This is a genomic window from Paraburkholderia sp. BCC1885 (genome assembly GCF_900996235.1).
Classification (GTDB): Bacteria; Pseudomonadota; Gammaproteobacteria; order Burkholderiales; family Burkholderiaceae; genus Paraburkholderia.
Window position 1 is genome coordinate 756,201 of the sequence record NZ_CAAJGM010000208.1, and the last position, 12,739, is coordinate 768,939.

Genomic DNA, 12,739 nt, shown 5'->3' on the forward strand with positions numbered 1-12,739 from the left:
CAGGTCGGTTCAGGTCGAATCAGGGTTGGGCAAGCGCCGTGAAGCGCTCGAAATAGTCTGGGAAAGTTTTACCGACGCACTTCGGGTCGTTGATCCGCACCGGCACGCCGCCGAGACTCACCAGGGAAAAACACATCGCCATACGGTGGTCGTCGTAGGTGTCGATGGCGGCGTTCGGCGTCAGTTTTTCGGGCGGCGTGACGGCAATGTAGTCCTCGCCCTCCGTGACCTTGGCGCCCACCTTGCGCAACTCGGTCGCCATGGCGGCCAGCCGGTCGGTTTCCTTGACGCGCCAGCTGGCGATGTTACGCAGCGTGGTGGTGCCGTCGGCGAACAACGCGGCGACGGCAATCGTCATCGCCGCATCCGGGATCAGGTTGCAGTCCATGTCGACAGGTTCGAGCTTGCCGTGGTCGTGACCGACGCCGCGCACCTCGATCCAGTCGTCGCCCATCGTCACGTTGGCGCCCATGCGGATCAGCGCGTCGGCAAAGCCGACATCGCCCTGGATGCTGGCGCGTCCCACCCCTTCCACACGCAGCGGACCGCCGCCGAGCGCGCCCGCGGCGAGGAAATACGAGGCGGACGACGCATCGCCCTCCACCATGATCTTGCCCGGCGACTGATAACGCCGCCCGGACGGCACGGTGAATTGATGCCAGCCGTTACGCTCGACCTCGATGCCGAAGCGCTCCATCAGCTTGATCGTGATCTCGATATAGGGCCTGGAAATCAGTTCGCCTTCCACCTGAACGATGGTCGAGCCGCTGTCTGTGCGCAGTAGCGGCAGCGTCATCAGCAAGGCGGTCAGGAACTGGCTCGAGACGTCGCCGCGCACGCGGATCGGCGCCTCGACGGCAATTTGCCCCGCGCGAATCCGCAGCGGCGGATAGCCTTCGTTCTCTTCGTAATCGATGCGCGCGCCGATTTGCCGCAGACCGTCGACCAGATCGCCGATCGGCCGCTCATGCATGCGCGGCACGCCGTGCACGCGATAGTCGCCGCCATTGACCGACAGCGCCGCCGTCAGCGGCCGCACCGCTGTGCCCGCATTGCCGAGAAACAGATCCGCGGTTTTCGCCGTGAAAGCGCCGCGCGTGCCGGACACGACGCATTCGTCGCCCTCGCGCTTCAGCTTGACGCCCAGCTTTTCGAGCGCGTCGAGCATCACGCGTGTGTCGTCGGAGTCGAGCAGGTTGGTGATCGTGGTTTCGCCCTCGGCCAGGGCTGCGAGCAGCAGCACGCGGTTCGAAATGCTCTTCGAGCCGGGCAGGCGGATCGTGCCGGATGCACGGGAAAACGGTCCGAGATCGAGGTATTCCATGATTGAGTCCAGGTTCCGGTTATTTCGCGGGATCGGCGGCAGCGGCGCCCGGCGCGCGCTGCTCCTGCCATTCGGTACGGGCCACGCGCGAGCGTGCGAACACGGCCTCCAGAGCCGCGCCGTCACTCGCCTCGACGGCCGCGCGCAGACGCGCGAGCACCGCCGTGTAGCCGTCCAGTTCTTCGAGCAGCGCGGCGCGATTGGCGACACAAATGTCGCGCCACATTTCCGGACTCGACGCGGCAATCCGCGTGAAATCGCGGAAACCGCCGGCGGCGAAGGAAAATTTAAGCGCTGCGTCGGACGAGTTCAGAATCTGTTCGACCAGCGCAAATGACAACAGATGCGGCAAATGACTCACCGACGCCAGCACACGATCATGCTGATCCGGCGCCATCTCGTGCACCGCCGCGCCGGTGGCGCGCCACATCGCGGCGACGCGCTGCACCGCTTCCGGCGTATTTTCGGGCAACGGACACAGCACGACGTTGCGGCCTTCGTAGAGATCGGGCAACGCGGCGTCCGCGCCGCTCGACTCGCGCCCGGCGATCGGATGCCCCGGCACGAACTGTCCGACGCGCTCGCCCAGCGCGGCGCGTGCGGCGGCGACGACGTCGGACTTCGTACTGCCTGCATCGGTGATGAGTGTGTCGGCGTCGAGAAACGGTGCGATTCGCTCGAGCAGCGGCTGGGTCTGCGCGACCGGCGCCGCCAGCAGCACGTAGTCCGCGCCGGCGAGCGCGGCCCGCAACGCCTCGTCGTCGCTCAGGGCGACGGCGGCGTCGACCACGCCCAGTTCGAGCGCGCGCGCAATCGACGCCGGCGTGCGCCCCACGCCGATCACGGCACGCGCGCCACCGACGTCGCCGCGTTCGCGCAGTCCGCGCGCGAGCGAACCGCCGATCAGGCCGACCCCAAAAATCACCAGCTTGTTAAATGAAAACCCGGCCACGTCGGTCACAGAGAAAAGCGCACCATTGCACGAAGCACGGGTGCGCGGGTCAAAATCTCACGCTCGATTCAAGCGTGCTTACACTATCAGGCGACTCAAGCGGTCGCCCGGTTAGCCATTCAGGCGGACGCGAGCGTCTTTTCGAGCGCGGCGATAAATGCTGCGTTTTCCTGCGGCAAGCCAATCGTCACGCGCAGCCACTGCGGCAAGCCGTAGCTGCCCACTGGGCGCACGATCACACCTTGCTTGAGCAGGGCAAGATTGACGCGATTGCCGGCGCCGTCGTCATGGCCGACGCGCACCAGCACGAAGTTGCCGTGCGACGGCACATATTCGAGGCCGAGCCGGTTAAACGCTTCCGTCAGCAGACGATACCCCTCGGCATTGAGCGAGGCGGTCTTTTCGAGAAAAGCCGTATCGTTCAGGGCAGCGATCGCCGCCGCCTGAGCCAGCGTGTTGACGTTGAACGGCTGACGCAGACGGTTGAGCAGATCGGTCAATTCCGGCTGGGCAATCGCAAAACCGACGCGCAAGCCGGCCAGCCCAAACGCCTTCGAGAACGTGCGCGACACGAGCAGATTCGGATAACGGCGCACCCACGCAATCGAGTCGTAGCGCTTTTCCGGCGCCAGATATTCCGTGTAGGCCTCGTCCAGCACCACCACGACATGACGCGGCACCTTGTCGAGAAAGGCTTCGAGCGCCGGGCCTTCGATGAACGTGCCGGTCGGATTATTCGGGTTGGCGACGAACACGAGGCGCGTGTCATCCGTGATGGCGGCCTGCATCGCGTCGAGGTCATGGCCGTGCTTGACCGCCGGCACGACGATGGCGCGCGCGCCGAGGCCCTGGGTGGCCAGTGCATATACCGCGAACGAATACTGCGCGTAGACGATGGACTGATCCTTCTCGACCAGCGCATGCGCCGCGATTTCGAGGATGTCGTTGCTGCCGTTGCCGAGCGTGATCCAGTCGGCGGGCACGTCATAGCGCGCGCTCAGCGCCGCTTTCAGTTCGAACGCGTTGGCATCCGGATAACGGCCGAGTTCGCTTGCCGCCTGCACCAGCGCGCGCTGCGCCGACTCCGGCATGCCGAGCGGATTCTCGTTCGACGCCAGCTTCACGATGCTCGCCTCATCAAGGCCAAACTCGCGCGCCACTTCCGAAATCGGCTTGCCGGCGACGTAAGGCGCAATCGCACGCACGTAGGAAGGGCCGAATGGCGTTGTCATAACTATCTCCGGATCGACTAATTGAATACTGAATATGAATGAGGTTCGAGCTTCGACGCGAGGGATCACGCTGATAGATCAGCGTGCCCGCGGGTAGGAGCCGAGAATCTTCAGGAATTCGGCCTTCGCGCCCAGTTCGGCCAGCGCCGCCGCGACGGATGCGTCGTCCCGGTGCCCTTCGACGTCAATATAGAAGTAGTACTCCCACGTGCCGACACGGGCCGGCCGCGACTCGAAGCGCGTCATCGACACGCCGTGGCGAGCCAGCGGCTCCAGCAGCTTGAACATGGCGCCCGGCTCATTCGCCACCGAAACGATCAGCGAAGTCAGATCGTTGCCGCTTACGCCGGTCGGCTCTTTGCCGATCATCACGAAACGGGTGCGATTGTGCGGATCGTCCTGGATCAGTGCGTGCGCGACCTGCAGACCGTAGTGGATCGCCGCACGATCGCCGGCGATAGCCGCCACGGTCGGATCGCCGGCGGCGAGGCGCGCGCCTTCGGCATTGCTCGCCACCGCCTGCCGCTCGAGATGCGGCGCGTTCGACGCGAGCCAGCCCTGGCACTGCGCGAGCGCCTGCGGATGCGCGCACACGCGCGTCACGCCGGTGAGATCGCCGCCGAGCGTGAGCAGATTGTGGTGGATCGGCAAAGCCAGTTCGCCGCCGATCAGCAACTGCGTCTGCAGCAGCAGATCCAGCGTGCGCGACACCGCGCCCTCGGTGGAATTCTCGATAGGCACGACGCCGAATTCGGCCGCGCCCGCCTCGACCGACCGAAACACCTCGTCGATCGACGGACACGGCAATCCCTCGATCGACTGACCGAAGTACTCGTGCATCGCCTCTTCGCTATAGGTACCCACCGGCCCAAGAAACGCGGCCTTCAGGGTCTTTTCGAGCGCGCGGCTCGCCGCCATGATCTCGCGCCAGATAGCGCTGATATGCTCGCCGGCGAGCGGCCCGTCGCTCAGGTCCTGCAGACGCGCAATCACCTGCTGCTCGCGCTCGGGCCGAAACACCGGCGCGTTGAAATGCTTCTTGACCTCGCCAACCTCGAGCGCGACCGCGGCCCGCTGGTTCAGCAGCGCGATGAGCTGGGCGTCGAGCGCGTCGATGCGCTCGCGCAACGGTTTGAGTCGTGTATTAAGTTCGTCGTCCATGCGTGAAACGGCTCTGCCGGGAAACTGCGGGAAGGGATGCCCACGCCTGACACTCAGGCGCGGCGCTGTTCGAATTCCTTCATGTACTCGACGAGCGCTTTAACGCCTTCGAGCGGCACCGCGTTGTAAATCGACGCCCGCATGCCGCCGACGGACTTGTGGCCCTTCAGCTGCACCAGCCCGCGCGCCTTCGCGCCGGCCAGGAAATCTTCGTTGCGCGCTTCGTCCGCGAGGAAGAACGGTACGTTCATTCGCGAGCGCGAGGCGCGTTCAATCTTGTTCAGGTAGAAGCTGCTGGCGTCGATGGCGTCGTAGAGGAGCTGCGACTTTTCGAGGTTGCGCGCTTCCATGGCAGTCAAGCCGCCCTGCTTCTTCAACCACTTGAACACCAACCCGGCGACGTAGATCGCGTAGGTGGGCGGCGTGTTGTACATCGAATTATTGGCGGCGACGGTTTTCCACTCGAACGCCGACGGACACACCGTCATGGCGCGGTCGAGCATATCCTCGCGCACGATCACCACCGTCACGCCCGCCATGCCGATATTCTTCTGCGCGCCACCGAACAGTACGCCATATTTGGCGATGTCCATGGGGCGCGACAGGATATGCGACGACGCGTCGGCCACCAGCGGAATGTCGCCGAGGTCCGGAATCTCGAAGGTCTCGATGCCGTGGATCGTCTCGTTCGTACACAGATGCACGTAAGCCGGATCGTCAGACAATTGCCATTCGGCACGCGCCGGCGCGCGGGTGAAACCCTCCGCAGTCTCGCCGCTCGCGGCCAGATGCACGGTGCCGTACTTCTGCGCTTCCTTAAACGACTTTTGCGACCACGAGCCCGTCACCACAAAGTCGGCGCGCGGCTTCGAACCGAACAGATTCATCGGCACGATGGCGTTCTCGCCCAGCCCGCCGCCCTGCAGAAACAGGATGCGATGGCTGGCCGGCACGTTCAGCAGGTCGCGCAGGTCGGTGAGCGCTTCCTCGTGGATCGACATGAATTCTTTGCCGCGATGGCTCATTTCCATCACGCTCATGCCGCTGCCGTGCCAGTCGAGCATTTCCTCGGCAGCGAGGCGCAGGACTTCTTCGGGCATGGCCGCAGGTCCGGCCGAGAAATTAAAGACGCGCATCATGAGGTCCCTGAAGCGGGCGCACGGCGAATCCGTCATGCCGACGATTCGCGCCCGAAAAGAAAATGGCCGTCTGCGCGTGTGCGCAAACGGCCATTATCGCATTGACGCCGCTACCCCGCCAAACCCAGCCGCCAAATCCGGACGCCGTGAAGCGCCTGTTGTTGGTAGCCGGTTACCGGTGGGATACCCGCGGCGTCAGCAAAGTCTGATCGACCTGCTTACTTGGCAGCGGCCGGCTTGACCGAAGCGACTTCCGCGTCAGCTTGCGTGCGCGTTGCCTTGATCGATTGCGGCATGTACTTCTGCATCAGACCGTTCACGACGTCGCGGCCAACCTGGTCTTGCACCTGGATGAACTTACGGCCCGTCGGGCTCTTGTAGAACGCCGTCAGATCCTTGATTTCCGACGTGCTGTAGTACTTCGCGTAAGCGTCGTACTGAGCTTGCATCGCATCCTGACGGAAGCCGTCCGTTGCGAAGACCTGGCCTGCCGAGTCAACCAGCTTCGGCACGGCGTTCTTCTGCAGCGTCGGGACGGAAGCCTGTTTCTGCTTGTCCGTCATGGACTTGTTTTCGCTCAAAGCGTCCGACAGGATGGCCGGAACCAGTTGTTTTGCCTGCATTTGCGCGCTGTTACCGATCGCGCCGACGAGCTTTTGCGCGTCGATTGCGTCCAGCAGATCCTTGATGGCAGCCTGCTTGGCCGGATCAACCGGTGCCGGAGCAGCCGTGCTGTTGTCTGCCGGATTCGGCGTTTGCGTCTGAAGTGCCTGCGCCATTGCGAACGCCGGTACGAAAGCAGCCAGCAACATCAACTGTTTGAATCCTTTTTGCATCATTACTCCCAAAGAGAAATTAGTCGAACTGCATGCCGCGTGGACTGCTACGCATCAGCCCGATGCGCCTGTCTACGTCCCCGCGGCGTTCACTCGTTACATGATTGCCGGCGCGAATCAGGCTGCTCCGCCCTCTTCACCGCTTTCGTCACCGTCAGCGGAACCTTCGGCGTCGCTTTCCACATCAGCTTCGGCTTCAGCAACCTGCTGCAAACCGGAAAGCTTCGTCCCGTCATCAAGGCTGATGAGTGTAACACCTTGGGTTGCGCGGCCCATTTCACGGATTTCCGACACGCGCGTGCGAATCAGCACGCCCGTATTGGTAATCAGCATGATCTGAGCCTCCGGATCCACCAGCGTCGCGGCAACGACCCGGCCGTTGCGCTCCGACGTCTGGATCGCGATCATTCCCTTCGTACCGCGCCCATGACGCGTGTACTCGGTGATGGGCGTGCGTTTGCCGAAGCCGTTCTCCGTGGCAGTGAGCACTGACTGCTGCTCGTCGCCGGCAACCAGCAGCGCAATGACCTGCTGCCCGTCGTCCAGCTGCATGCCGCGCACGCCGCGAGCCTCGCGGCCCATCGGACGAACGTCGTTCTCGTCGAAGCGAACCGCCTTGCCCGAATCCGAGAACAGCATTACGTCGTGCTGGCCGTCGGTGATGGCCGCGCCGATCAGGTAATCACCGTCATCCAGACCGACCGCAATAATACCCTTGCGCAGCGGCCGACTAAAGGCTTCTAGCGGCGTCTTTTTTACCGTTCCTAACGCGGTGGCCATGAACACGAACTTGTCCGCCGAGAATTCCTTGACCGGCAGCACTACCGTGATCTTCTCGCCGTCCTGTAGCGGGAACATGTTGACAATCGGACGGCCGCGCGAGTTCCGCGAGCCCTGCGGCACTTCATAGACCTTGACCCAGTAGACGCGGCCGCGGTTCGAGAAGCACAGAATGTGGTCGTGCGTGTTGGCGATGAAGAGCGTGTCGATCCAGTCGTCTTCCTTCATGGAAGTCGCCTGTTTGCCGCGACCTCCGCGCTTCTGGGCGCGATATTCGGACAACGGCTGCGATTTCACATAACCGGCGTGCGACATGGTCACCACCATGTCCTGCGGCGTGATCAGGTCTTCGGTGTTCAGTTCGGTGGCGTTCAGCTCGATCTTCGAGCGGCGGGCGTCGCCGAATTCGGCCTTGATCGAGGTGAGTTCGTCGACGATGATCGCCGTAATGCGCTCCGGGCGCGCCAGGATGTCCAGCAGGTCGGCGATCTGGGCCATGACTTCGCGGTACTCGCCGATGATCTTGTCCTGCTCCAGACCGGTCAGGCGTTGCAGACGCATCTGCAAGATTTCCTGAGCCTGGGTGTCGGACAGACGATAGAGCCCGTCGGACTGCATGCCGAACGCAGGGTTCAACCCTTCCGGACGATATGCTTCGCGACCGCCGGCCGAGGCATTTTCCGTCTCGGCACGCGACAACATCTCACGCACCAGCGACGAATCCCACGGCCGGTTCATCAATTCCTGCTTCGCGATAGGCGGCGTCGGCGCAGCCTTGATGATGGCGATGAACTCGTCGATGTTGGCGAGCGCCACGGCCAGGCCTTCCAGCACGTGACCACGTTCGCGCGCCTTGCGCAGTTCGTAAACAGTGCGCCGCGTCAGCACTTCCCGCCGGTGCGACAGGAAGCAGCTGAGCATTTCCTTCAGGTTCAGCAGCTTCGGCTGGCCGTCGACCAGCGCGACCATGTTCATGCCGAAGGTATCCTGCAGCTGGGTTGCCTTATACAGATTGTTGAGAATGACCTCGGGCACTTCGCCGCGCTTCAGCTCGATTACCACCCGCATGCCGCTCTTGTCAGACTCGTCGCGGATGTCGGAAATGCCTTCCAGCTTCTTCTCGTTGACGAGTTCGGCGATGCGCTCGAGCAGCGAGCGCTTGTTCACCTGGTACGGCAACTCGTCGACGATGATCGCCATGCGCTGACCGCGGTCGATTTCCTCGAAGTGCGTGAGGGCGCGCATCACCACGCGGCCACGGCCGGTGTGATAGCCGTCGCGCACACCGGCCACGCCGTAGATGATGCCGGCGGTCGGGAAGTCGGGCGCCGGAACAATTTCGATCAGTTCGTCGATCGTGGCTTCCGGATTCTTCAGCAGATGCTGACAGGCGTCGACAATCTCGTTCAGATTGTGCGGCGGAATGTTGGTTGCCATTCCCACCGCGATGCCGGACGAGCCATTGATCAGCAGATTGGGGATACGCGCCGGGAGAATGGCCGGTTCGTTTTCGCTGCCGTCGTAGTTCGGCGTGAAATCGACCGTTTCCTTGTCGATGTCGGCGAGCAGCTCATGGCCGATCTTCGACATGCGGATTTCGGTGTACCGCATTGCCGCGGCGTTGTCGCCGTCGACCGAACCGAAATTGCCCTGGCCATCCACCAGCATGTAACGCAGGGAAAAGTCCTGCGCCATCCGGACAATCGTGTCGTAGACAGCCGTGTCGCCGTGCGGGTGATATTTACCGATCACGTCGCCGACAATACGCGCCGACTTCTTGTAAGCTCGGTTCCAGTCGTTGTTCAGTTCGTGCATCGCGTACAGCACGCGCCGGTGCACCGGCTTCAGGCCATCGCGAACGTCGGGAAGCGCACGCCCCACGATCACGCTCATCGCGTAATCGAGATACGAACGGCGCATTTCCTCCTCTAGGGAGATTGGCAGAGTCTCTTTGGCGAATTGATCCATTATCCGTATCTTTTACGTGCGAAGACGATGACGAAACCACGCCTTCGCGTAGGCGCTGCAGGCGCAACGCATCACGCGATTCTAACACGCGGCGCATCCACGCCCGGCGGGGGTACGTATACCTATTAGTGGAAGGTGCGCGAGCGGCTGCAAAGAGGTTCCAGCGGGAAGTCGGGGCAGGCCCGATTTATGCTGGCCCCTTTTCGGCTCACAGCCATGACTGGCGGGGCATGCACCGTTGTTGTCAGGCCTCTGTTGCGGATGCACCACAATCGGACAGGGCTATGGAAGGTGGGCAGATTTTTTTACGTGGGAAGGGAACGATATGGCAAAATGCCAACGCACAAAGAAGTTAGACACTGCTCGAAGTCTACACAGCGCGTTTTTTGTTCCGCACCAATGTTATACTTCGAGCAATGTATGACTTGTCATCGTCAACAAGCTCGCAGTAAACCTGCGGTAATCTCAATTTCGAGAGGAGAAATATGAATAAACTTTCAAAGCTCGCGTTCATTGCAGCTACCGCAGTTATGGCTGCATCCGCAATGGCACAGTCGGTGCCGGCGTCGCGACAAGCTGTGAACGACAACTGGGTGAACGGCACGGGCGAGTACGTGTGGATGAACGGCACGAACGAACTCTGCTGGCGCGATGCATTCTGGACGCCGGCAACCGCCAACGCAAAGTGCGATGGCGCCCTGGTTGCTCAGGCGCCGACTCCGCCGGCACCGGCTCCGGCACCGGCACCGGTTATCCAAAGCCAGAAGATCACGTATCAAGCTGACGCTCTGTTCGACTTCGACAAGGCTATCCTGAAGCCGGCTGGCAAGGAAAAGCTGGACGATCTGGCATCGAAGATCGGCGCGCTGAATCTGGAAGTTGTGGTTGCAACGGGCTACACGGACCGTATCGGTTCGGATAAGTACAACGACCGCCTGTCGCTGCGTCGTGCACAAGCTGTCAAGGCATACCTGGTCAGCAAGGGCATCGAAGCCAACCGCATCTACACGGAAGGCAAGGGCAAGCGCAACCCGGTCACGACCGGTTGCAACCAGAAGAACCGTAAGCAACTTATCGCCTGCCTCGCACCGGATCGTCGCGTGGAAGTCGAAGTTGTCGGTACTTCGAAGCAGTAAGCTCCAAATTACCGCAGTATCAAAGCCCCGCTTCGGCGGGGCTTTTTTTATGTCCAGATGTCTGCATGCGCCAGATTGGGGCATGCTTGCGGCAGCCGATCGCATGCCGGCCGAAGGACCGATTTCGTCAAATCGAGCGTCCACTGCATTTTGCCGCCCTAGCCGTCGGACTATATACTCGGGGCTTATCCGCGATACCCGCTCACCCGCTCTCATCAAGGCCGCATTCGCCATGACCAACGCCGATCCCCACGAACTACAAAAATTCAGCGATCTCGCTCATCGCTGGTGGGACCCGAACGCCGAATTCAAACCGCTACACGAACTGAATCCGGTGCGGCTCGGCTGGATCGACGCTCACGCGCATCTCGCCGGCAAGCGGGTGCTCGATATTGGTTGCGGCGGTGGCATTCTGACGGAATCGATGGCCGGATTAGGTGCGCACGCGAAGGGAATCGACCTCTCGCACCAGGCGCTCGGCGTGGCAGATCTTCACAGCCTTGAAAGCGGTGTAACCGTCGATTACGAAGAAATCGCCGCGGAAGCGCTCGCCGCCCGCGAACCCGGCACCTACGACGTGGTGACCTGCATGGAAATGCTTGAGCACGTGCCCGAACCGGCGGCCATCGTCGCCGCCTGCAAGGCATTGGTGAAGCCCGGCGGCTGGGTGTTTTTCTCGACGCTCAACCGCAACGTCAAATCCTATCTGTTCGCGGTAATCGGCGCGGAGTACATTGCGCGGATGCTGCCCAAGGGCACGCACGACTACGCGCGCTTTATCCGCCCGTCAGAACTGGCCGGTTTCGTGCGCGCCGCCGATTTGCGCACGGCGGACATCAAGGGCATCGTGTACAACCCGCTCAGCAAGCACTTCGCTCTGTCGGACGACACGAGCATCAACTACATGCTCGCCTGCCGCCGCGACGCCTGACGCGCACCGACCACCCTACGCATCCATGAGCGACCCTACCCCCCTGCCCCAACGCGAAGACGAAGATGCCTCGATCGGCCTGTGCCAGGCGGTCCTGTTCGACCTCGACGGCACCCTCGCCGACACGGCGCCCGATCTGGCCGCGGCCGTCAACAAGATGCGCCACGAGCGCGGCCTCGAGATGGTGCCGCTCGAAGAGCTGCGGCCGCTGGCTTCGGCCGGCGCGCGCGGGCTGATTGGCGGCGCCTTCGGCATTGGGCCTGAGCACCCCGAATTTGCGGCGATGCGCGAGGAGTTTCTCGCCAATTACGAAGCAGACCTGTGCATCGAGACCACGCTCTTCCCCGGCATCGATGCGCTGCTCGACGAACTCGATGCACGCGGCGTGCGCTGGGGCGTGGTCACCAATAAGGTGGCACGCCTCACCGATCCGCTAGTGGCGCTGCTGGGCCTGGATACGCGAGCCGGCTGCGTGGTCAGCGGCGACACGACGCCGCACTCCAAGCCGCATCCGGCGCCGCTGCTGCACGCGGCGCGCATGCTGGATCTCCCGCCGGAGCGCGTCGTCTATGTGGGCGACGACTTGCGCGACGTGCAGGCGGGGTTCGCGGCCGGCATGGTGACCGTCGCGGCCGCCTACGGCTACTGCGGCAACGACATCCCGCCGAGCCGCTGGCATGCGCAATACGTGGTCGGGTCAACGGCGGAACTGCAGGAGCTGCTGCGCGAGATCAGTTGAGCGGCTTGCCGTTACGCGGGAAGCGGCGTCCGTTCCAAAGACAGGCAAGACAGGGCTGTCAATTTATTGTAAAATATACTTTGGCCTAGAAATTTTAGGCAACAAACCGTGGGGGCGACCTGGTTTCGACAGGGGTTGCGAAGCGGCTAGGGCATACCGAGGACCCGTCACCTCGTTAATCAATGGGAAAAACGTAACTGCAAACGACGATACGTTCGCACTGGCAGCCTAAGGGCCGCCGTCCTCTGCCTAGTTTACTGACGGGCTAGAGTCGCAAGACCGGTAGCAATACCGACAGAGGTCATATACGTCAGTTAAGCCTTGGCGGTGTCACGACGTCCGGGTCGAAAATCTAGTGAATCGCCGTAGTGCAGCGTGTTCGTCCGCGTCGCTCCGGTTAAATCAAATGACAGAACTAAGTATGTAGAACTGGTCGTAGAGTGCTTCTGGACGCGGGTTCGATTCCCGCCGCCTCCACCAAAAAATCGAACATGAAACCCCGTAAGAGCGAAGGCTTGCGGGGTTTTTGTTTTTCTGGCTC

General features: G+C 62.2%; 10 protein-coding genes and 1 other RNA gene. 4 read left to right on the forward strand and 7 right to left on the reverse strand.

All coding sequences use genetic code 11. The features are described from left to right. Positions 1-19 precede the first annotated feature (19 nt). The 7 genes from aroA to gyrA form a co-directional block, all read right to left on the reverse strand. Positions 20-1,324, reverse strand: coding sequence for a 3-phosphoshikimate 1-carboxyvinyltransferase (gene aroA, locus FQ755_RS22030; protein ID WP_144156935.1), 1,305 nt, complete (start codon positions 1,322-1,324; stop codon positions 20-22). Between the two features lie 19 nt (positions 1,325-1,343). After that, positions 1,344-2,285: a prephenate dehydrogenase gene (locus FQ755_RS22035; RefSeq protein WP_144156937.1), complete on the reverse strand. Its 942-nt coding sequence runs from the start codon at positions 2,283-2,285 to the stop codon at positions 1,344-1,346. A gap of 110 nt (positions 2,286-2,395) precedes the next feature. Further along, entirely contained in the window at positions 2,396-3,508 is a 1,113-nt protein-coding gene (gene hisC / locus FQ755_RS22040; RefSeq protein ID WP_144156939.1) for a histidinol-phosphate transaminase, read from the reverse strand. A 78-nt stretch (positions 3,509-3,586) separates the two neighbouring features. Then, a complete protein-coding gene (gene pheA, locus FQ755_RS22045; RefSeq protein WP_144156941.1) occupies positions 3,587-4,669 on the reverse strand; it encodes a prephenate dehydratase in 1,083 nt (360 codons plus the stop codon). Between the two features lie 53 nt (positions 4,670-4,722). After that, positions 4,723-5,805: a 3-phosphoserine/phosphohydroxythreonine transaminase gene (gene serC / locus FQ755_RS22050; protein WP_144157122.1), complete on the reverse strand. Its 1,083-nt coding sequence runs from the start codon at positions 5,803-5,805 to the stop codon at positions 4,723-4,725. Positions 5,806-6,026: 221 nt separating this feature from the next. Beyond that, positions 6,027-6,644, reverse strand: coding sequence for a DUF2059 domain-containing protein (locus FQ755_RS22055; RefSeq protein ID WP_144157124.1), 618 nt, complete (start codon positions 6,642-6,644; stop codon positions 6,027-6,029). A 117-nt stretch (positions 6,645-6,761) separates the two neighbouring features. After that, complete coding sequence (gene gyrA / locus FQ755_RS22060; protein ID WP_144156943.1) at positions 6,762-9,392, reverse strand: DNA gyrase subunit A; 2,631 nt, start codon at positions 9,390-9,392, stop codon at positions 6,762-6,764. Between the two features lie 485 nt (positions 9,393-9,877). On the opposite strand from gyrA, the gene ompA reads away from it, so the two are divergent. From ompA to ssrA, 4 genes are all read left to right on the forward strand, one after another. Next, complete coding sequence (gene ompA, locus FQ755_RS22065; RefSeq protein WP_144156945.1) at positions 9,878-10,528, forward strand: outer membrane protein OmpA; 651 nt, start codon at positions 9,878-9,880, stop codon at positions 10,526-10,528. 232 nt (positions 10,529-10,760) lie between these two features. Further along, positions 10,761-11,459, forward strand: a complete 699-nt coding sequence (ubiG, locus tag FQ755_RS22070; protein ID WP_144156948.1) for a bifunctional 2-polyprenyl-6-hydroxyphenol methylase/3-demethylubiquinol 3-O-methyltransferase UbiG — start codon at positions 10,761-10,763, stop codon at positions 11,457-11,459. Positions 11,460-11,484: 25 nt separating this feature from the next. Then, entirely contained in the window at positions 11,485-12,198 is a 714-nt protein-coding gene (locus FQ755_RS22075; RefSeq protein WP_144156950.1) for an HAD-IA family hydrolase, read from the forward strand. Positions 12,199-12,308: 110 nt separating this feature from the next. After that, positions 12,309-12,678: a transfer-messenger RNA gene (gene ssrA, locus FQ755_RS22080) on the forward strand. Positions 12,679-12,739: the final 61 nt, after the last annotated feature.

What these genes read in the sequence shown, in the direction of transcription:
- aroA (WP_144156935.1), bottom strand. Translation starts at nt 1,324, where the DNA reads ATGGAATACCTCGATCTCGGACCGTTTTCCCGTGCATCCGGCACGATC.
- hisC (WP_144156939.1), bottom strand. Translation starts at nt 3,508, where the DNA reads ATGACAACGCCATTCGGCCCTTCCTACGTGCGTGCGATTGCGCCTTAC.
- pheA (WP_144156941.1), bottom strand. Translation starts at nt 4,669, where the DNA reads ATGGACGACGAACTTAATACACGACTCAAACCGTTGCGCGAGCGCATC.
- serC (WP_144157122.1), bottom strand. Translation starts at nt 5,805, where the DNA reads ATGCGCGTCTTTAATTTCTCGGCCGGACCTGCGGCCATGCCCGAAGAA.
- FQ755_RS22055 (WP_144157124.1), bottom strand. Translation starts at nt 6,644, where the DNA reads ATGCAAAAAGGATTCAAACAGTTGATGTTGCTGGCTGCTTTCGTACCG.
- gyrA (WP_144156943.1), bottom strand. Translation starts at nt 9,392, where the DNA reads ATGGATCAATTCGCCAAAGAGACTCTGCCAATCTCCCTAGAGGAGGAA.
- ompA (WP_144156945.1), top strand. Translation starts at nt 9,878, where the DNA reads ATGAATAAACTTTCAAAGCTCGCGTTCATTGCAGCTACCGCAGTTATG.
- ubiG (WP_144156948.1), top strand. Translation starts at nt 10,761, where the DNA reads ATGACCAACGCCGATCCCCACGAACTACAAAAATTCAGCGATCTCGCT.
- FQ755_RS22075 (WP_144156950.1), top strand. Translation starts at nt 11,485, where the DNA reads ATGAGCGACCCTACCCCCCTGCCCCAACGCGAAGACGAAGATGCCTCG.